Below are 18100 nucleotides of genomic sequence, written 5' to 3'. Positions count from 1 at the left end.
GGAATAATGTAGTGCAATAATACTAAAAAAGAGCGTCGATTGAAAGACATTCGTGCCTTTAGCCCCGACAGGAGCAAGCTACCGTGTAGCGCGGATGGCGGGAGCATAAGTAGAGAGAATAGCAATCTTCTGCTCCTAAAATTATTGGATTTTTTTGAATGCCTTTCCGAGATTTTCGATGACATCGGTAATCAACATGCTTTCTGTGCTTTGGGTTTCTAAAGTAAGGTCGGCGGCTAATCCGTGGAGGAATACGCCTAATTTCGCAGCGTTTAAAGGTTCGTAATCCTGTGCCAAAAAAGCCGTTATTATTCCGGTTAATGCATCGCCGGAACCGCCTTTTGCCAAACCCGGATTGCCTGTGGTGTTTTCGAAACTTTTTTCGCCGTCGGTGATGAATGTTCTATGGCCTTTGAGTACGATAATCAGTTTTAGTTCGTTGGCTTTTGACAGGGCCGTTTTTCTTCTTTCTGAATCGGAATCATGGTTTCCAAACAACCTGTCGAACTCTTTTGGATGTGGCGTGATGATGGATTTTTGCGGTAACAGCAAAAAGTGCCCTTGGTTTTTGGCCAAAATATTCAACGCATCAGCATCGAAAATGATGGGCGAATTGACATTGGTTATCAATAACTTCAAAAGGTTTTCAGATGATTTATCGATGCCAATTCCAGGGCCAATCGCAAACGAATTATAGGTATCCCAATTCTTTTCCTCTTCTCGGAATTCAATCATTGCTTCAGGAATTGCAGTAAAAACGGTAAGTCGTTCCTTCCTTGGAATATTAACGGTAACCAAACCAGCGCCGGCTCTCAAACAGGCTTTTGTGGCGATGATGGCTGCGCCCATTTTGGACCTGCTTCCGGCAATAATCAAGGCATGTCCGTGATTTCCCTTGTGCGATTCGGGTAATCGTTTTTTAAGGAGTTTTTGGATGCTATGGATATCGAGTTTGGTCATTAGTCCTGAACGATAAAGTCTTTTGGATCTTCTTTTTTGAATTCGGGCTGGATGTTCGTATGGTTGATGTTGAATTTTTTGAATAAAACCAATTCTATTTTTTCAAGCAGCACATTGAACTCACTCATTTTAATGTCTTCCGAGCAATCGAGGTGCGCTTCCAGATGCAGCTCCTCTTCGTTTAGGTGCCAAACGTGGATATGATGCAGTTTGTTCACACCTTTGATTTTATGGACTTCGCGGACAATTGCTTTGATATCGATAAAATCGGGAGTAAAGAGCATCAGCATTTTGGTTGCCGATTTTATCAAATCATAGCTTACATAAATTAGGTAAACTGCTATCAGCAAAGTCATGACGCTGTCTACCCAAAACCATCCATACAATTTCATCAAAATCCCGCCAATCAAAACCGCTACTGAAGCCATCATATCGGTAAGTAAATGCAGGTAAGCCGATTTCATATTCAGGTTGTGCTGCGAATCCTTTTTAAGCAATAAAACAGAACTTCCGTTCACGACAATTCCCAGTAATGCCAGCCAAATAACCAAAGTCGACTCAATAGGTTCTGGATGAAATAAACGCGAAGCAGCTTCATAAATAAGGTATAAGGCGACAATAACCAAGGTAATTGCGTTGATGAAAGCGGCTATCAATTCGGCGCGCTTGTAACCAAATGTGTTGCTTATCGACGCCTTCCTTCTTGACAATTTGTGGGCACCATAACTAAAAACCAAAGACAAAACATCAGAGAAATTGTGAAGCGCATCTGAAATCAGCGCCAAGCTTCCCGATATCAATCCGCCCACGATTTGGGCAATCGTAATGACAAGGTTGAGCAAAATGGAAAAGGCCAGATTCCTTCCTTTTACTTCATGCTTATGAATATGAACGTGGTTATGTTGGTGACCGTTCCCCATTTACTGGCATGCAATTTTATTAACCCTGTTGGCATGTCGTCCTCCTTCAAATGAAGTATTCAAAAAAGTATCGACCATCTCAACAGCCTGCTGAATTGAGGTAAAACGAGCCGGAATGCTTATGATATTGGCATCATTGTGTTGACGTGCCAGCGCTGCTATTTCTTTGGTCCAGCACAATGCTGAACGGATTCCCTGGTGTTTATTCACCGTCATGTTGATTCCGTTTCCGGAGCCACAAATCACTACTCCAAAATCGGCTTTGCCGCTTTCAACATCAATCGCAACCGGATGTCCAAAATCGGGATAATCAACACTGTCAAAAGTATCGGTTCCGTGGTTCAAAACCTGGTGTCCTTTTTGGTTTAAAAATTCCAGAATTGCTTTCTTATAATCTGGTCCTGCGTGATCATTTCCAATAGATATTTTCATAGTGTTGTGTGTGTAATTAGTACCGCAAATTTACGGAAACTATTGCTTGGATTTTTACTTTATTGTAAGTGTTTGATTTTTAAATGTTACCGTTTTTAGTGTTTTGACAAATTTTTATAAGTGATTGAAAATAATTGTGTTATCTATAATTTAAATGTTAAAATTTTGTATTGTTAATTGAATTTCGCAATTCGTTGATTTTCAGTTAACCTTAAATTAACATCAATTGTTAACAACTTCGGATAGAATTTCAGAAGTTTTTATTGCAGATAAGATTTAAAAATGTAATCAAAAACGAGTATGAAAAAAACAAATTTAGTTAGGGTAATTTTTGGAAAAGTTATCAATAAAAAAATACTCTTTTTTAACCGATTTCAACAACCAAACTTATCTACAAAAATTATCGTTTCGGAGTTGTGAACAACTGTTAACTAAATCTTAAAAAAGGCTAAAAATGAATACTTTAATTTCTTAAATGCATGTTGATAATTCTGTATAAAAAACGAAAACCACAAAATCTAATTTTTAAAAATAAAGTTATTGTACAAATCAACACCCTATAATAACCATCAAAAATTTAAATTTAAAAATCTTTTCTTTTTGTTGTTTTTAGTAAGTGTTGAAAACTATCTTTTTTGATATTTCAAGATTTATTTAAAAATAACAAATGTTAGATTTCTATTAAAACTTGAAACTTATACCCGATACCTTGTAACTATTTCGTAATTTTCAAACTTAATTAGAAAATGAAAATGAGTAAGAAACCAAAAAAATTCGGAAAAAAAGAAAAGACGTTTTCCGAAAAAATATTTAAGATACTATCTAAAAACGCTAATAAACCTTTTAACTACAAACAGATAGCTGCTATTTTAGAACTCGATGACACTAAAAGCAGGAACGAAATAATCAAGGATTTAAAAATACTGGCAGCGCAAAAACTGATTATTGAATCGGAACCAGGCAAGTATTTAGTCAAAGCATCCAGCCAGCAATACTACGAAGGAGTTGTCGACATGACTTCAAGAAAAGCCGGGTATTTTGTTTGTGATGAATTGGAAAACGACGTCTTTATCCCGTTTATAAATTTGAATCACGCTTTAGATGGAGATACGGTCAAAGCCTATGTTTACAACCGAAGAAGTTCTAGAAAACCAGAAGCTGAAGTCATCGAAATCATTGAAAGGAACAAAACCGAATTCGTTGGTGTTGTTGATATCCAGAAGAATTTCGGATTTGTAACTACGGCAAATGCCAAAATGTATACCGATATTTTTATCCCAAAAAATAAATTGGCTGATGCCGAACACGGAGATGTAGTTTTGGTTAAACTTGAAGATTGGCCGGCTAAAGCTGATTCACCGTTTGGCTCTGTGATTAAAGTCCTTGGAAAACCAGGAGAACACAATACCGAAATCCATGCGATTTTAGCTGAATATGGACTCCCTTATGATTTCCCAATAGAAGTTGAGGCTTACGCCAATAAATTGGATACATCCATAACCGAAAAGGAAATTGAAAAACGTCGGGATATGCGAAAAGTTTTGACGTTTACTATTGATCCAAAAGATGCAAAGGATTTTGATGATGCCTTGTCGTTCCAGGTTTTAGAAAATGGAAACTACGAAATTGGCGTTCACATTGCTGACGTTTCGCATTATTTGCAGGAAGGAACTATACTTGACGATGAAGCATACAAACGTGCCACTTCTGTTTATTTAGTTGATAGAGTTGTACCGATGCTTCCCGAAGTGTTGTCCAACTTTGCCTGCTCGCTTCGTCCACATGAAGAAAAATATACTTTCTCCGCTATATTCGAACTGACGCCAAAAGCGGAAGTTGTGAATCAGTGGTTTGGAAGAACGATTATTTATTCTGACCAGCGTTTTGCCTATGAAGAAGCGCAGCATATTATTGAGACGAAGTCTGATATCATTCCGGCTGAAATTTCGTTGACTGGGAAAGACTATAAAGTTCCTGCCGAAATTGTAGCAGCAACTTTAAAACAGGATGAACTTGCCAAAATACTAAGAAGAAAAAGAATGGCTGCAGGCGCGATTTCGTTTGATAAGGTTGAAGTTAAATTCAATCTGAATGCCGAAGCAGAACCTATTGGTGTATTCTTTAAAATCTCTAAAGATGCCAATCATATGATAGAGGAATTCATGCTTCTGGCGAATAGGAAAGTAGCCGAATTCATTGGCAAACAAAAGAAGACTTTCGTTTATCGTATTCATGATGAACCTAATGAAGACAAACTAATAAATCTTCAGACGGTGATATCTAAATTTGGTTATTCGATTAATATGAAATCCAAACAGGATATTTCCAAATCATTGAACAATCTATTGAATGATGTGCAGGGAAAAAAAGAACAGAATCTTGTTGATACCTTGACCATCCGAAGCATGAGTAAGGCTAAATATTCTACTGAAAATATTGGGCATTATGGTTTGGCTTTCGATTATTACAGCCATTTTACTTCACCAATCCGTCGTTACCCTGATGTGATGGCACACCGATTATTGCAGTATTATCTGGATGGAGGAAAATCGGTTGATGCTGATGTTTATGAAGAAAAATGTGCGCATTCCAGTGATATGGAAGGATTAGCAGCGCAGGCAGAAAGGGATTCTGTAAAATACATGCAGGTAAAATACATGCAGGACCACAAAGACCAGGAATTCCTTGGCGTTATTTCAGGAGTTACCGAATGGGGGATTTATGTTGAAATCGTTGAAAACAAATGCGAAGGAATGGTTCGAATCCGTGAAATAAAAGAAGATTATTATACCTTTGATGAAAGGCAGTATGCTTTGGTAGGACAGGCTACCAATAGTATTTTGCAACTTGGCGACGAAGTTTTTGTCAAAGTAAAAAATGCCGATTTGGTTAAGAAACAATTGGATTTCCATTTTATAAGAAGAAATGAGTAATTAGTATTTATTAAAAATTTATAACATGAAAAAAATAGTTTTTAGTTTATTGTTAGTTAGTTCAATCACATTTGGACAAATTGAAAAAAAGCCAGGAGATTTCAATAAAGTAACTTCTTTTGACCAGATTGATGTGATGTTGGTTCCGGGTAACGAAAACATAGTCCAGATTGATGGAAGCAATGCTGATAAAGTTGAATTGGTGAACAAAAACGGCGAACTAAAAATCAGGATGCCCATAACAAGAATGCTCGATGGCGATAATATTTCGGTGACTGTTTACTATAAGGACATTGATGCCGTCGAAGCGAATGAAGGTTCGCGAATAGCATGTGGAGATAAAATTTCAGGGACTTCATTTGATATCATTGCCAAAGAAGGTTCTGCGGTAAAATTAATCCTTAATGTAGATAAATTGAATGTAAGGTCAGCGAATGGTTCCAATGTTGATGTCTCAGGAACGGCTAAAGTACAGGATGTTTTGGTAAATTCGGGTGGAATTTATAATGCTGAAAACCTTAAAACCCAACAAACAAACATTTCGTGTAATGCCGGTGGAAATGCCGAAATCTTTGCTACAGATTTGGTTGATGCTAAAGTTAGAGCTGGAGGGAATATCAACATCCATGGCAAACCTAAAAAAATAAACTCAAAGGTTGTGGCCGGCGGAAACATTCATGAAGCGAAGTAGATTTTGCTTTACATTGTGAATTTTAAATTCTAACTTGCACTGTCAAAATTTTAACAATGATTTTACTTAAAGATATCTTATCCGCCATTCCGCTTGGATTCTTTCTGAGTTTTATGATTGGCCCGGTTTTTTTTGTATTACTGGAAACCAGTGTTATAAAAGGATTCCGCGCTGCTGTAATGTTTGATTTAGGTGTGGTTTTGGCCGACATTGTTTTTATTACGATTGCTTTTTTTAGTAGTTACCGACTCATACAAAGCATCAAGGATGATCCGGCTTTGTTCATTTTTGGTGGTTTGGTGATGCTGACTTATGGCATTATTTCCTTTGTGAATAACAGAAAGCAGGAAAAGAAAATCAACATTGATGAAATTGATCCCAAAGAATTGGCTAAAACCAACTACTTTTCGTTATTCGTTAAAGGTTTTTTCCTGAACTTTATCAATATTGGCGTACTTGGATTTTGGTTGGCAATCCTTATCACTATTGGCCCACAACTCGAATTGAAAACATCAAGGATGTTGACATTCTTCACGACATTGATCATCACTTATTTTGTTACAGACATTTTTAAAATTCTTTTAGCCAAGCAACTACGAAACCAACTTAATCAAAAAAACATTCTTTTAATCAAGAAATTTATTAGTGTGGTTTTGATTGTTTGTGGAGTGGTTTTATTGTCACAGGCTTGGTTTCCAAATGAACATAAAATAGTCGATAAGGCTTTTGAAAAGCTGGAGCACGAGAAATAAAGTGTAAAAGAAAAAGTTTTTTTGCAGTACAACCTTTAAACTTTGGAACTTTCAAAAAAAAGTCTATATTTGCCAGCATTAACGGCATCTTGGCCGAGCGGCTAGGCACCGGTCTGCAAAACCGTATACTCCGGTTCGAATCCGGAAGATGCCTCAAAACCTTCAGGGAAACTTGGAGGTTTTTTTTATTTCAGATATTTAACTTCTATATTCTTCCATCTCGATTGTAACGGCTTCCACGTCACCACCAATTGGCGGATTAAGTTTTGAAACTGCCAATAGGATTCTGGAAACGGCAGGGATTTCACTAAAAACCCTTGAGATGATTCGATGGGCAACGTGCTCCAATAATTTGGAACGGATTGCCATTTCTTCGGTCACGATCTTGTTTAAAAGTACATAATCTACAGTATCCTTAAGCTCATCTGAAACAGAAGATTTTCTCAAATCTGTTTTGATTTCCAAATCCACACGGTAATCCGAACCAATTCGGGCTTCTTCTTCAAGGCAGCCGTGAAAAGAAAAAGTTCTGATGTTTTGAAGTTTTATTGTACCCATTTTTTAATTGATTTGGTAATCTGGTAATTTGTTGATTCGAGTTTGGATGATTAAAGTTTTATAAAATAACCAAATAAACGAATAACCAAACATTTATTTATCTTTGTCAAAATTACAAAAAGAATGTCAACAGAAGAGAAGTCGCTCAATTTCATTGAACAAATAATTGAAGAAGATTTGAAAAATGGTTTGTCAAACAACAAACTTCGTTTTCGTTTTCCGCCTGAGCCAAACGGTTATTTACACGTTGGGCATGCCAGTGCGATTTGTTTAAACTTTGGATTAGGATTAGATTATCAGTCACCGGTAAACCTGCGTTTTGATGATACGAATCCGGCTAAGGAAGAGCAGGAATATGTAGATGCAATCAAAAAAGATATTGAATGGCTTGGTTACCAATGGGCTAACGAATGCTATGCTTCCGACTATTTCCAGCAATTGTACGATTGGGCGGTTGAATTTATCAAAGCCGGAAAGGCATATGTTGACAGCCAGTCTTCTGAAGATATGGCAAAACAAAAAGGAACACCAACGACTCCAGGAACTGATTCTCCTTACAGAAACCGATCTGTCGAAGAGAATTTAGACTTATTTGCCCGAATGAAAAACGGCGAATTTCCAAACGGAACTCATATTCTTCGTGCCAAAATTGACATGAAGCACAACAACATGCTGATGCGTGATCCGATTATGTATAGGATATTACACGCACATCACCACAGAACCGGAAACGATTGGTGCATTTATCCAATGTATGACTGGGCTCATGGCGAGAGCGATTATCTGGAACAGATTTCACACTCGTTTTGTACACTTGAGTTTTTACCTCACCGTGAATTATATGATTGGTTTTTAGACCAGGTTTACGATATCAAAAAAGTACGCCCAAAACAAAGGGAATTCGCAAGAAGAAACCTTTCACATACGGTTGTTTCTAAAAGAAAACTGCTGCAGTTGGTTGAAGAAGGGCATGTTAGCTCGTGGGATGATCCAAGGATGAGCACCATTTCAGGAATGAGAAGACGAGGTTATCCGCCAATGGCAATCCGAAATTTTGCCAATACTATTGGAATTGCTAAGCGTACCAACCTGATTGATGTTTCGCTTTTGGAGTTTTGCGTTCGCGAAGAATTGAATAAAACGACACCTCGTGTAATGGCAGTTTTAAATCCGGTGAAGTTGGTTATTACCAATTATCCTGAAGGGAAAGAAGAAATTTTAGATGCCGAAAACAGTCAGGAAGATGAAAGTTTGGGCTTTAGGAAAGTTCCCTTTTCAAAGGAGTTGTATATTGAAAGAGAAGATTTCCAGGAAGAAGCAAACAAGAAATTTTTCCGTTTGACATTAGGAACAGAAGTCCGTTTGAAAAATGCTTATATCATTAAAGGTGAGAGTGTTATCAAAGATTCTGATGGAAATATTACCGAAATCCATTGTACTTATGATGAAGATTCCCGCAGCGGAAGTGGTTCAGAAGCGAGCCAAAGAAAAGTAAAAGGAACGATTCACTGGGTTTCAATCAAGCATGCCATTGAAGCAGAAGTCCGTATTTACGATCGCTTGTTTACACACGAAAACCCGGATGGAGATAAGGATGTAGATTTTAAGGAATACATCAATCCAAATTCGTTGGAAGTGATTACAGGATATTTGGAACCAAGTTTGGCAACAGCCAAAAATTTAGACCAGTTTCAATTTCAGCGTTTGGGATATTATTGTGTTGATAAGGATTCTTCAGCCGGAAAATTGATTTTTAACAAAACTGTCGGCTTGAGGGACACTTGGGCAAAAGTTGAAAACAAGGAATAATTTTCAAAATAGATTTTATAAATTAAAAGTCCACTTAATAGTGGGCTTTTTTTATTATTAATAAAATTTATTATTATTTAAAAAATTATAATTTATCTCAATTAAAACTGGCTTTCATAAATTGTTTTTATCGCAATTTCAGAATTTCGGCAACCCAAAACACCAATGATGGAGCGAACTTACATTATTTCGCCTTAAAATAAGTTTTGACTGTTTAACCACTTTTTAACACGGCATCTCGAGTAATTTTTGTAAATTCACTCAAATTAAAAAATTAAGCTATGTCAAATAATAACGGAAATGGACTTTTAGCTCTTTTAGCAGGAGCTGCAATTGGAGCTGCAGTTGGAGTTTTGTTTGCTCCTGATAAAGGTTCGGAAACAAGAAAAAAAATGAAGGAAGGTTTGGACGATTTAAAAGATCAGGCAAAATCAAAATGGGATAATCTTGACGATGAAACCAAACAGAAGTTTTCAGATACGAAAGACAATCTAAAGGAAAAGGTTGATGACTTCCTGTCGAGCTCAAGTTATAAAGCTGAAGAAGCCATTACTTTTTTGGAAGAGAAATTAGCCGAACTTAAAAAACAAAATGCCAAACTTCAGAAATAATGGCTTTAGAAGATTTAAAAGACAACGTTGAAGACATTCAGGAAAACGCCAAAGCTTATGTAGAAAGCAGTATTGCGTATTATAAACTTTGGGGCTTTAAAGTTGCGATGAAATCAACTACTTTAATCCTAAAATTTATCCTTATTGCCATTTGCATGATGATTGTCCTGCTTTTCATGTCGGTTGCCGCAGCTTTGGCAATTGGCCAGTTGATGAATAGTTATGTTGTTGGATTCTTAATCGTAGCCGGAGTTTATTTTGTGTTGGCGATGCTTCTATTCATGATAAAGGATAAAATTGTGGAAGGGCCAATTCTAGAGAAATTCTCGGAAATATTTTTTAACGAAGACTAATTATGGAGACCAAAAAATATTCATCGTATGCCGAAATCGATCACGATTTAAAGATACTCAAAGTAGAAAGGGAAATCCATTATCAAAAAATATTGCTCACAATTGATAAAACAAAGGAAACTTTCATGCCGTCAAAAACCGTTTCATTCGTTGGCGACATTTATCAAAAGGCAACCTCAGGAATGCTGGGAACCATTTTAAAGATTGCAGTTCCCTATGCCGTCAATTGGTACATAAATAGAAAAAGAGGCGATTAAGCCTCTTTTTTATTTCTATCTATTAAGATTATTTTGTTGGTTTTGGCTCATCAGGATTGGATGTGTCCGAAGGGTTATAATCTAACGAAGAATGATTTCCAGTCTTTTTAACTCTTTTTGGCTGATGTTTCATTTGTTCGCCCATAATGCTCGAAGCTGTAAAACTAGTTACCATATTGTTCAACATATCACTCGCAGCCTGCGGCGAATTTGGCAACAAAATCAGGTTGGAATTGGTGTCAGCTCCAATCGCCTGAAGCGTATCATAATGTTGTGTGATTACAATAAGTGCAGAAGCTTCCTGTGAATTGATTCCGACTTTGTTCAAAACATCAACGCTTTCAACCAAACCTTTTGCAATTTCCCTACGTTGATCGGCAATACCCTGTCCTTGTAATTTTTTACTTTCTGCTTCCGCTTTGGCTTTGGCAACAATCCTGATCCTTTGTGCATCCGATTCAAACATCGCAGCGGTTTTTTCCCTTTCTGCAGCATTGATACGGTTCATAGCATTTTTCACCTGTATGTCTGGGTCGATATCGGTAACCAAAGTATTGATAATGTCATAACCATAAGCCATCATTGCTTCGTTCAATTCACGTTTTACCGCAATCGCGATATCATCTTTTCTAACAAAAACATCATCCAGAATCAATTTTGGAACTTCGGCACGCACTACGTCAAAAACGTAGGCTGTAATTTGGTCATGAGGATATTCCAATTTGTAAAATGCTTCGTAAACGTGTTCCTGGATTACCTTAAACTGAACAGAAACCTTCATTTTGATAAACACATTGTCTTTGGTTTGTGTTTCAATGATAACGTCCAATTGCTGAATCCTAAGGTTTACACGACCAGCAATTCGGTCAATGATAGGAAGCTTAAGCTGCAAACCTGAATTTCGGATGCTTAAAAATTTACCGAATCGTTCAATCACAACTGCAGTCTGCTGCTTTACGGTAAAAAACGATGAAAACAGGATAATAAGGCCAATGAACAATAACACTAAAAAGATTGGATTCATTTTTAAATATTTTAAGTTAGTAAAGTTGTTGTACGAAAAAAATGTATGTTTGTTACAAATTATAAGTTACTATTTTATGAATAAGAAAATGACAATCCTTTTGCTGATGATTTCAACATTTGGATTTGCGCAATACGGTTATCGAGACGGAAACAGGATTGGGATATCGGGAGGAATTTCACAAACCACTTTATTTACAAGTAATTTTGATGCCAATCCAGAGCTTGGATTTGCAGGAGGACTTTCGGTAAGAGGGAATTACTATAACAACTGGAGCATGATTTACGGCATGCAGTTTTTCTCCAATAATTTCTCTTTGGATGATACCTTTAACGATAAAATCAAATACAATATCCAAGGTGTAAAAGTGAGGATATTATTCAGTTATAATGTGGTTGAAGATCATGTTTCGCTTGACTTTGGACCGGTTTTACAAATCAACGGAAAATTACAGCTTTCGACTTCAGACGAAGCCAAAACAATTAAAGGAACATTACTCAAAGCTGATGACATTGTGAATGTCTCGCCAGTTGGCGGAGCTTTTTATTTGGGAGGTTCCTTTGGAAACAAAACAATACGTGGCGTTCTTTTTTACGAATACGGATTTACCAATTTCCTGAATAAGCTTAACAAAGACGAGGATTTAAAACCATTGAATAATGGTGACGAATTCAAAGGAAACTTAGGAACAATCAATGCTCAGGTGATTTTTAATTTATAGGATTCCAAAAAATGAAAAGCTTAGTTTTATTAGTTGTTGCTTTATTATCTATAAATGTCTATCCCCAAAAGTTTGATATCGATGCTGCAAAGGCTATTTTTTTAAAAGATGGTTCAAAAATTATCCCTAAACAAAATGATGTCAGGAATGATCCCGAAGATAATTGTATAACCTACTGGAACGAGGGAAGCTCATGGGCAAAATACATAAAATATAAAGACCTTGATTATGTTACCATAGGCAATAAGTTATTCAAAACATTTGAATTCAAACAAAAGGGGAAAACGAAAAAGGAAAAGCCAATAGGAATGTTTGTTTTGATTGAAACGAATGAATACAGATTATTGGCGATTGACTATGTCGGAGGAGCGGGTTACTTTACCATCATCGATAATGATGATTTAATAATTGAAAGCAAAGGGTGCGCTTGGGGAAAATCAAAAAAAGATATTGAAAAGCAAAACGAAATTGTGGGTGTAATTAAAAAATATTTTTCAAACCTTGAAGAGGAAATGGGTTTTTTGGAATATTGCAAATCTAAAGATGACGGGTATTCAAACGGATTAATCCAATATTTAAAGGAACATTCATATAAAAAATATAATTGAAAAAGCCCCGATGATTCGGGGCTTTTTGTTTTATAAGGTATCTATTGCTTTATGGATTCGTTTGATGGTTTCTTCCTTTCCAATAAGTTCGACGATGTCAAATAGATGCGGTCCTTTCATTTCACCAACCAGGCTCAAACGGAAAGGCTGCATTACTTTGCCCATTCCGATTTCGTTTTGGGTCATCCAGTCTTTCACAACAATTTCTATGTGTGCTGAAGTAAAATCGGTGATGTTTTCCAATACCGAAACCAATTCCTGCATCAGTCTTGAAGTATCTTCTTTCCAGTTTTTGACTGCTTTTTCATCATAAGATGTTGGCGCTTCAAAAAAGAATCTGCTCAGTTCCCAAAACTCAGAAACGAAATTTGCGCGCTCTTTGATTAGCGAAACAATCTTCACCAGAGTGGTATAATCAACCTCAATTCCTTTTGCATACAAAATAGGAGCATAGCTTTTTGCCAGGCTTTCATCATCCTGCTTTTGCAGATATTGATGATTGAACCATTTGTTTTTATCCGGATCGAATTTAGCTCCGGCTTTGTGAACCCGGTTTAAATCAAACTTCTGAACCAATTCTTCCAATGAAAATAATTCCTGGTCCGTACCATCATTCCATCCCAATAATGCCAAAAAGTTAATCACAGCCTCAGGTAAAAATCCGTTTTCCCTGTAACCGGACGAAATTCCTTCTGCGCTTTTCCACTCCAATGGAAACACCGGAAATCCTAATTTATCACCATCGCGTTTAGACAATTTTCCGTTTCCGATTGGCTTTAAGATTAAGGGCAAATGGGCAAATTCAGGTGCTTCCCAACCGAAAGCTTTATATAATAAACTGTGTAACGGCATTGATGGCAGCCATTCCTCGCCACGGATTACATGTGAGGTTTCCATCAAATGGTCGTCTACAATATTTGCCAAATGATAGGTCGGCATTCCGTCGCTTTTGAACAAAACCTTATCGTCTAAAAGATTCGTTTCAAAATTGATATCGCCACGAATAATGTCATGCAGATGCAAAGTTTCATTAACCGGAGTTTTAAAACGAACGACATACGCTTCGCCTGAAGCAATCCTTTTCTCAGTTTCTTCTTTAGAAAGCAACAAAGAGGTATCCAATTTTTCACGGTTATGCCAATTGTAGATAAATGTTTTTCCTTGTTCTTCGTGTTGCTTTCTCTGAGCATCCAAAGCTTCGGCAGTATCAAATGCATAATAAGCCCAGCCTGAATCAATCAGCTGGTCTGCATATTGTTTGTACAATTCCTTTCTTTCCGATTGACGGTAAGGACCAAATTTTTCATTCTTTCCAACAGTTTCACTTGGCGCAATTCCCAACCAATCCAAAGCTTCAAAGATGTATTCTTCTGCTCCGGGAACAAAACGATTTTGGTCGGTATCTTCGATTCTTAGATAGAAAACACCGTTATTTTTTTTGGCAAACAAATAATTGAATAACGCCGTTCTAACACCTCCAATGTGTAAAGGTCCGGTCGGACTTGGAGCAAAACGGACTCTAACAGGTCTTGACATTTTTCTGAAATTTTGGTGCAAAGATAAAACTTAATTAGCCACGAAAAACCATGAATTTTCTTTGGCAAATTTTTAACGCTTTGATATACGGTAAAAATTGTACATTTATCGGTTATAAAAAGAGATTTACTAAAATTGGACAATTCAAGAATCATATACCAAAAGCTCGAAGACTTTATCAGGAAGTTTTACACCAACGAATTACTACGCGGAACCATTTTCTTCGTCGGAATCGGTTTGTTGTATTTCCTGTTCACTTTGTTTGTGGAATACTTCCTTTGGCTGAAGCCAACAGCGAGGACAGTCTTGTTCTATACGTTTGTTCTGGTAGAACTTTTCCTTTTTTTCAGATTCATCTGTTTTCCATTATTTAAATTATTTAAACTTCAAAAAGGAATTGATTACAATGAGGCTTCGGTTATCATTGGAAACCATTTCAGTGAAATACAGGATAAGCTGACCAACTTTTTGCAACTTTCTTATGACAGGAACAAATCGGAATTGTTGGCTGCATCAATAGAACAAAAAGCAAATACACTGCAACCGATTCCGTTTGGTAATGCTGTCAATTTTGGTGGCAACAGAAAATACCTGCCTTTGGCGTTGATTCCAATTTTGTTTTTTGCCTTTTTTTACATCTCGGGAAATAGTGGTGTGATTTCTCAGAGCCTGAACAGGGTTGTGAATTTCAAACAGCAGTTTCTGCCTCCGGCACCATTTGAGTTTGAAGTCCTGAATGACAATCTGCAAACCGAACAAAATAAGGATTTCCTTTTGAAGGTAAGGACTGTTGGTAAGGTTGTTCCCGAAAATGCCATGATTTTTATTGGTGACGAAAGTTATTTTATGGAAAGCAACAAGGCTGGCGAATTTGAATTTGTTATTCCGAAACCTTCAGAAGATATTGATTTCCATATTGAAGCCAACGATGTTTCTTCTCACGATTATGAGTTGAAAGTGGTTACCGTTCCATCGATTGCTAACTTTGAAATGGTTTTGAACTTTCCAAATTACCTCAATAAAAAATCCGAAGTCATCAAAGGAACAGGAAATGCAATCATTCCCGAAGGAACACAGGTTACATGGAAAATGAACACTCTGGCAACGCAAAAAGTGGATTGGGTTAATGAGAATGCCCGCTATACTTTTGCTAAAAATGAAAATATCTTTTCACTGACCAAGAGCATTCTTCAAAATGTAGATTATCAGATACTGACATCCAATAATAAGGTCCAGAATTACGAAAAGCTGAACTATCAGATTTCTGTAATAAAGGATCAATATCCAACAATCAATGTCAACAATGCTCCGGATAGTTTAAAAGTAAACAAGAATTTTGTTTTAGGCCAGGTTTCGGATGATTACGGACTTTCAAGGCTGCAGGTTGTTTATTATCCCAAAGACACGCCAAACCTAGCTAAAAAGGCAGCTATAAACGTTAAGAAAGATGTTTACGATCAGTTTGTGTTTTCGTTCCCAAGTAATCTTCCGGTTGAAGAAGGCGTTTCGTATGAATATTATTTTGAGATTTTTGATAACGATGCCATTCATAATCATAAGAGCACAAAATCATCTGTTTTCAGTAACAGGATTGCCACTGAAGAGGAGAAGCAGGACGAACAAATGAAGCAGCAAAATGAGAATATCAACTCATTGGCAAAATCTTTAAAAGCACAGGACAAGCAATTATCTGAAATGGATAAGCTGCAAAAAATGGGTAAGGAAAAAGACAATCTTGAATACAAGGAACAGCAAAAAGTAAACGATTTTATCCAACGCCAAAAGCAACAGGATGAAATGATGAAAGAGTTTTCAGAGAAGATGAAGGATAATCTGGAGCAATTTAAATCGGAGAAGAAAGACGAGAAAAAGGAAATGCTTCAGGAACGATTGGAGAAAACCAAAGAAGAATTAGAGAAGAACAAAAAACTGCTTGATGAACTTCAAAAACTGAATGATAAAATCAGCAAGGAAGAGTTGTTTGAAAAAATGGAGAAATTCCAGCAGGCAAGTAAAAATCAAACCAAAAGCCTGGAGCAATTGGTAGAACTTACCAAACGCTATTACGTTGAGAAAAAAGCGCAGCAAATTGCTGATAAAATGGATAAGCTTGCAGAAAAACAAGACAAACTCTCCGAGAAAACAGACGAAAACAATGCTGAAAAACAGGACGAAATCAATAAGGAATTTGACAAGCTTCAGGAAGAATTAAAAGATTTGCAGAAAGACAACAAGGAGTTGAAAGCTCCTATGGATTTGCCTAAAACGGAAGAAAAGGAGAAAAGCATTGATGAAGATTTGAAGGATGCCAAAGACCAATTGCAGAAGCAGCAAAAAGATAAGGCAAAGCCAAAGCAGAAAAGCGCTTCCAAAAAAATGAAACAAATGAGCCAGCAGATGCAGGAGCAAATGGCCTCAGGGGAAATGGAACAAATGGAAGAAGATGTTGCCATGCTGCGCCAGATTTTGGATAATCTTTTAGCCTATTCATTTTCCCAGGAAGATGTTATGAAGCAATTTAAGAATCTTAAACGTGGAGCACCATCCTATAACAAGAATTTAAAGATCCAACAAGACTTGAGGCAGCAATTCAAGCATGTTGATGACAGCTTATTTGCAATGTCGTTGCGGAACCCAAAAATTGCAGAAGAGGTTACGAAGGAAATAGGGAATGTCCAGTATAATGTGGACAAAGCCATTGAAACATTGGCGGAAGCCAACGTTCCAAAAGGGAATACGCATCAACAGTATGCTGTTTCTTCATCCAACAAATTGGCTGATATGTTAAGCGACATGCTGAACAGCATGCAGATGCAGATGTCCGGCTCAGGCGCAGGAAAACCAAAACCTGGACAAGGACAAGGAGGAATGCAATTACCGGATATCATTAAGAAACAGGATGGTTTGGGTGAAAAAATGAAGAAAGGCATGAAAAAAGGAGAAAAACCAGGAGAAGGCCAGGAAGGAAATCAAGGGGAAAAACCAGGACAAGGCCAGGAAGGGCAAAAAGGAGGCAATGGTAAAGGCAATGGTAAAGGCAATGGAAAAGGTGAAGGTGGAAAAGGACAAGGAAACCAACAAGGTGGTGAGCAGGGTCAGGATGGCGAAGGAGACGCAAAAGAGATTATGGAGATTTACAAAGAGCAGCAGCAATTGCGTGAAGCTTTGGAAAAGGAATTAAAAAAGCAAGGTGTTGGCGGCAACGGACAGAATGCCTTAGAACAAATGAAACAAATCGAGAAGCAATTATTAAATAAAGGCTTTAATAATGAAACGCTTCAAAAGATTTTGAATGTTAAATATGAGTTGTTGAAACTAGATAAAGCCATTCAGCAACAAGGCGAAGATAAGAAGCGTCAATCTGAAACGAACAAGAAAGAATTTAACAATCAGGCAACTGCATTACCAACCCGACTTCAAGATTATTTGAATAGTATTGAAATTTTAAATAGACAAAGCTTACCTTTGCGCTCCAATTTTAACCAAAAGGTTCAAGAATATTTCAAAACCAATGATTAGTTTTAATTACGAGTTAGATTTCAAGCTAGAAAACGAAACCTTATATTCAGACTGGATTTCCAAAGTCATTAGCTCTGAAATAAAGAACGAAGGAGAGATAAACTATATCTTCTGTGATGATGAATATTTATTGGAAATAAACCAGCAATATTTAGACCACGACACGTTAACAGACATCATCAGCTTTGATTATTCTATAGGAAACGAACTACACGGAGATATTTTCATATCTATTGAAAGGGTTCGTGAAAACGCTTCTGATTTTGAAGTTGCTTTTGAAGAAGAATTAAAAAGAGTGATGGCTCATGGAGTATTGCATTATTGTGGATATAAAGACAAAACTGAAGAAGACGAAAAACTTATGCGTCTAAAGGAAGAAGAAAAAATGAAGATGTTCCACGTGAAACACAATTAAA

Annotated in this window: 17 protein-coding genes and 1 tRNA gene; 12 read left to right on the top strand and 6 right to left on the bottom strand. The window is 36.9% G+C overall.

The window, feature by feature from the left end:
* Positions 1–141: 141 nt before the first annotated feature.
* Genes L1S31_RS04070 through rpiB form a run of 3 tightly spaced genes read right to left on the bottom strand, consistent with a single transcriptional unit; the run spans position 142 to position 2312 of the window.
* Complete coding sequence (locus tag L1S31_RS04070; RefSeq protein WP_236462535.1) at positions 142–960, bottom strand: NAD(P)H-hydrate dehydratase; 819 nt, start codon at positions 958–960, stop codon at positions 142–144.
* A complete protein-coding gene (locus L1S31_RS04065) occupies positions 960–1880 on the bottom strand; it encodes a cation diffusion facilitator family transporter (RefSeq protein WP_236462530.1) in 921 nt (306 codons plus the stop codon). The genes L1S31_RS04070 and L1S31_RS04065 overlap by 1 nt, the downstream gene beginning before the upstream one ends.
* Entirely contained in the window at positions 1881–2312 is a 432-nt protein-coding gene (rpiB, locus tag L1S31_RS04060; protein WP_236462527.1) for a ribose 5-phosphate isomerase B, read from the bottom strand. It lies immediately after the preceding gene.
* Between the two features lie 752 nt (positions 2313–3064).
* Between rpiB and rnr the strand changes: the two genes are divergently transcribed.
* The 4 genes from rnr to L1S31_RS04040 all read left to right on the top strand — a co-directional run bounded on the left by rnr (position 3065) and on the right by L1S31_RS04040 (position 6842).
* On the top strand, positions 3065–5245 hold the full coding sequence (rnr, locus tag L1S31_RS04055) for a ribonuclease R (RefSeq protein ID WP_236462523.1): 2181 nt from the start codon (positions 3065–3067) through the stop codon (positions 5243–5245).
* 25 nt (positions 5246–5270) lie between these two features.
* Positions 5271–5936, top strand: coding sequence for a head GIN domain-containing protein (locus tag L1S31_RS04050; protein WP_236462521.1), 666 nt, complete (start codon positions 5271–5273; stop codon positions 5934–5936).
* A gap of 56 nt (positions 5937–5992) precedes the next feature.
* Complete coding sequence (locus L1S31_RS04045) at positions 5993–6688, top strand: LysE family translocator (protein ID WP_236462519.1); 696 nt, start codon at positions 5993–5995, stop codon at positions 6686–6688.
* Positions 6689–6771: 83 nt separating this feature from the next.
* Positions 6772–6842: transfer RNA gene (locus L1S31_RS04040), tRNA-Cys, on the top strand.
* A gap of 44 nt (positions 6843–6886) precedes the next feature.
* On the opposite strand, the gene folB is transcribed toward L1S31_RS04040, so the two are convergent.
* The gene (gene folB / locus L1S31_RS04035) at positions 6887–7246 is read right to left on the bottom strand and encodes a dihydroneopterin aldolase (RefSeq protein WP_236462516.1); all 360 of its coding nucleotides are present in this window, start codon (positions 7244–7246) and stop codon (positions 6887–6889) included.
* Between the two features lie 123 nt (positions 7247–7369).
* On the opposite strand from folB, the gene L1S31_RS04030 reads away from it, so the two are divergent.
* The 4 genes from L1S31_RS04030 (at position 7370) to L1S31_RS04015 (ending at position 10276) form a co-directional block, all read left to right on the top strand.
* Complete coding sequence (locus L1S31_RS04030) at positions 7370–9055, top strand: glutamine--tRNA ligase/YqeY domain fusion protein (RefSeq protein WP_236462513.1); 1686 nt, start codon at positions 7370–7372, stop codon at positions 9053–9055.
* Positions 9056–9336: 281 nt separating this feature from the next.
* Positions 9337–9666 (top strand): YtxH domain-containing protein, encoded by a 330-nt coding sequence (locus tag L1S31_RS04025; RefSeq protein WP_236462510.1) that lies wholly within the window; start codon positions 9337–9339, stop codon positions 9664–9666.
* The gene (locus L1S31_RS04020; RefSeq protein ID WP_236462507.1) at positions 9666–10019 is read left to right on the top strand and encodes a phage holin family protein; all 354 of its coding nucleotides are present in this window, start codon (positions 9666–9668) and stop codon (positions 10017–10019) included. The genes L1S31_RS04025 and L1S31_RS04020 overlap by 1 nt, the downstream gene beginning before the upstream one ends.
* A 2-nt stretch (positions 10020–10021) precedes the next feature.
* Positions 10022–10276 carry a DUF6327 family protein gene (locus L1S31_RS04015; RefSeq protein WP_236462505.1) on the top strand — a complete coding sequence of 85 codons (255 nt, stop codon included), beginning with the start codon at positions 10022–10024 and terminating at the stop codon, positions 10274–10276.
* 28 nt (positions 10277–10304) lie between these two features.
* Here L1S31_RS04015 and L1S31_RS04010 read toward each other — a convergent pair whose 3' ends face one another.
* Positions 10305–11300 carry an SPFH domain-containing protein gene (locus L1S31_RS04010; protein WP_236462502.1) on the bottom strand — a complete coding sequence of 332 codons (996 nt, stop codon included), beginning with the start codon at positions 11298–11300 and terminating at the stop codon, positions 10305–10307.
* Positions 11301–11376: 76 nt separating this feature from the next.
* On the opposite strand from L1S31_RS04010, the gene L1S31_RS04005 reads away from it, so the two are divergent.
* On the top strand, positions 11377–12021 hold the full coding sequence (locus tag L1S31_RS04005) for a PorT family protein (RefSeq protein WP_236462499.1): 645 nt from the start codon (positions 11377–11379) through the stop codon (positions 12019–12021).
* A gap of 11 nt (positions 12022–12032) precedes the next feature.
* Positions 12033–12629, top strand: a complete 597-nt coding sequence (locus L1S31_RS04000) for a hypothetical protein (protein WP_236462496.1) — start codon at positions 12033–12035, stop codon at positions 12627–12629.
* A 30-nt stretch (positions 12630–12659) separates the two neighbouring features.
* Here L1S31_RS04000 and gltX read toward each other — a convergent pair whose 3' ends face one another.
* On the bottom strand, positions 12660–14165 hold the full coding sequence (gltX, locus tag L1S31_RS03995; RefSeq protein ID WP_236462493.1) for a glutamate--tRNA ligase: 1506 nt from the start codon (positions 14163–14165) through the stop codon (positions 12660–12662).
* A 135-nt stretch (positions 14166–14300) separates the two neighbouring features.
* On the opposite strand from gltX, the gene L1S31_RS03990 reads away from it, so the two are divergent.
* Together L1S31_RS03990 and ybeY are read left to right on the top strand one after the other, a co-directional pair.
* The gene (locus tag L1S31_RS03990; protein ID WP_236462490.1) at positions 14301–17684 is read left to right on the top strand and encodes a DUF4175 family protein; all 3384 of its coding nucleotides are present in this window, start codon (positions 14301–14303) and stop codon (positions 17682–17684) included.
* The gene (ybeY, locus tag L1S31_RS03985; RefSeq protein WP_236462487.1) at positions 17677–18099 is read left to right on the top strand and encodes an rRNA maturation RNase YbeY; all 423 of its coding nucleotides are present in this window, start codon (positions 17677–17679) and stop codon (positions 18097–18099) included. Before L1S31_RS03990 ends, ybeY begins: the two co-directional genes overlap by 8 nt.
* The last annotated feature ends 1 nt before the right edge of the window (position 18100 follow it).

It is taken from the genome of Flavobacterium wongokense (genome assembly GCF_021608265.1).
In the GTDB taxonomy this organism is placed as follows: Bacteria; Bacteroidota; Bacteroidia; order Flavobacteriales; family Flavobacteriaceae; genus Flavobacterium; species Flavobacterium wongokense.
This window is presented reverse-complemented; position numbering and strand designations above follow the sequence as displayed.

Coding starts and splice junctions, on each gene's coding strand:
- L1S31_RS04070 (WP_236462535.1), bottom strand. CDS start 960: ATGACCAAACTCGATATCCATAGCATCCAAAAACTCCTTAAAAAACGA.
- L1S31_RS04065 (WP_236462530.1), bottom strand. CDS start 1,880: ATGGGGAACGGTCACCAACATAACCACGTTCATATTCATAAGCATGAA.
- rpiB (WP_236462527.1), bottom strand. CDS start 2,312: ATGAAAATATCTATTGGAAATGATCACGCAGGACCAGATTATAAGAAA.
- rnr (WP_236462523.1), top strand. CDS start 3,065: ATGAGTAAGAAACCAAAAAAATTCGGAAAAAAAGAAAAGACGTTTTCC.
- L1S31_RS04050 (WP_236462521.1), top strand. CDS start 5,271: ATGAAAAAAATAGTTTTTAGTTTATTGTTAGTTAGTTCAATCACATTT.
- L1S31_RS04045 (WP_236462519.1), top strand. CDS start 5,993: ATGATTTTACTTAAAGATATCTTATCCGCCATTCCGCTTGGATTCTTT.
- folB (WP_236462516.1), bottom strand. CDS start 7,246: ATGGGTACAATAAAACTTCAAAACATCAGAACTTTTTCTTTTCACGGC.
- L1S31_RS04030 (WP_236462513.1), top strand. CDS start 7,370: ATGTCAACAGAAGAGAAGTCGCTCAATTTCATTGAACAAATAATTGAA.
- L1S31_RS04025 (WP_236462510.1), top strand. CDS start 9,337: ATGTCAAATAATAACGGAAATGGACTTTTAGCTCTTTTAGCAGGAGCT.
- L1S31_RS04020 (WP_236462507.1), top strand. CDS start 9,666: ATGGCTTTAGAAGATTTAAAAGACAACGTTGAAGACATTCAGGAAAAC.
- L1S31_RS04015 (WP_236462505.1), top strand. CDS start 10,022: ATGGAGACCAAAAAATATTCATCGTATGCCGAAATCGATCACGATTTA.
- L1S31_RS04010 (WP_236462502.1), bottom strand. CDS start 11,300: ATGAATCCAATCTTTTTAGTGTTATTGTTCATTGGCCTTATTATCCTG.
- L1S31_RS04005 (WP_236462499.1), top strand. CDS start 11,377: ATGAATAAGAAAATGACAATCCTTTTGCTGATGATTTCAACATTTGGA.
- L1S31_RS04000 (WP_236462496.1), top strand. CDS start 12,033: ATGAAAAGCTTAGTTTTATTAGTTGTTGCTTTATTATCTATAAATGTC.
- gltX (WP_236462493.1), bottom strand. CDS start 14,165: ATGTCAAGACCTGTTAGAGTCCGTTTTGCTCCAAGTCCGACCGGACCT.
- ybeY (WP_236462487.1), top strand. CDS start 17,677: ATGATTAGTTTTAATTACGAGTTAGATTTCAAGCTAGAAAACGAAACC.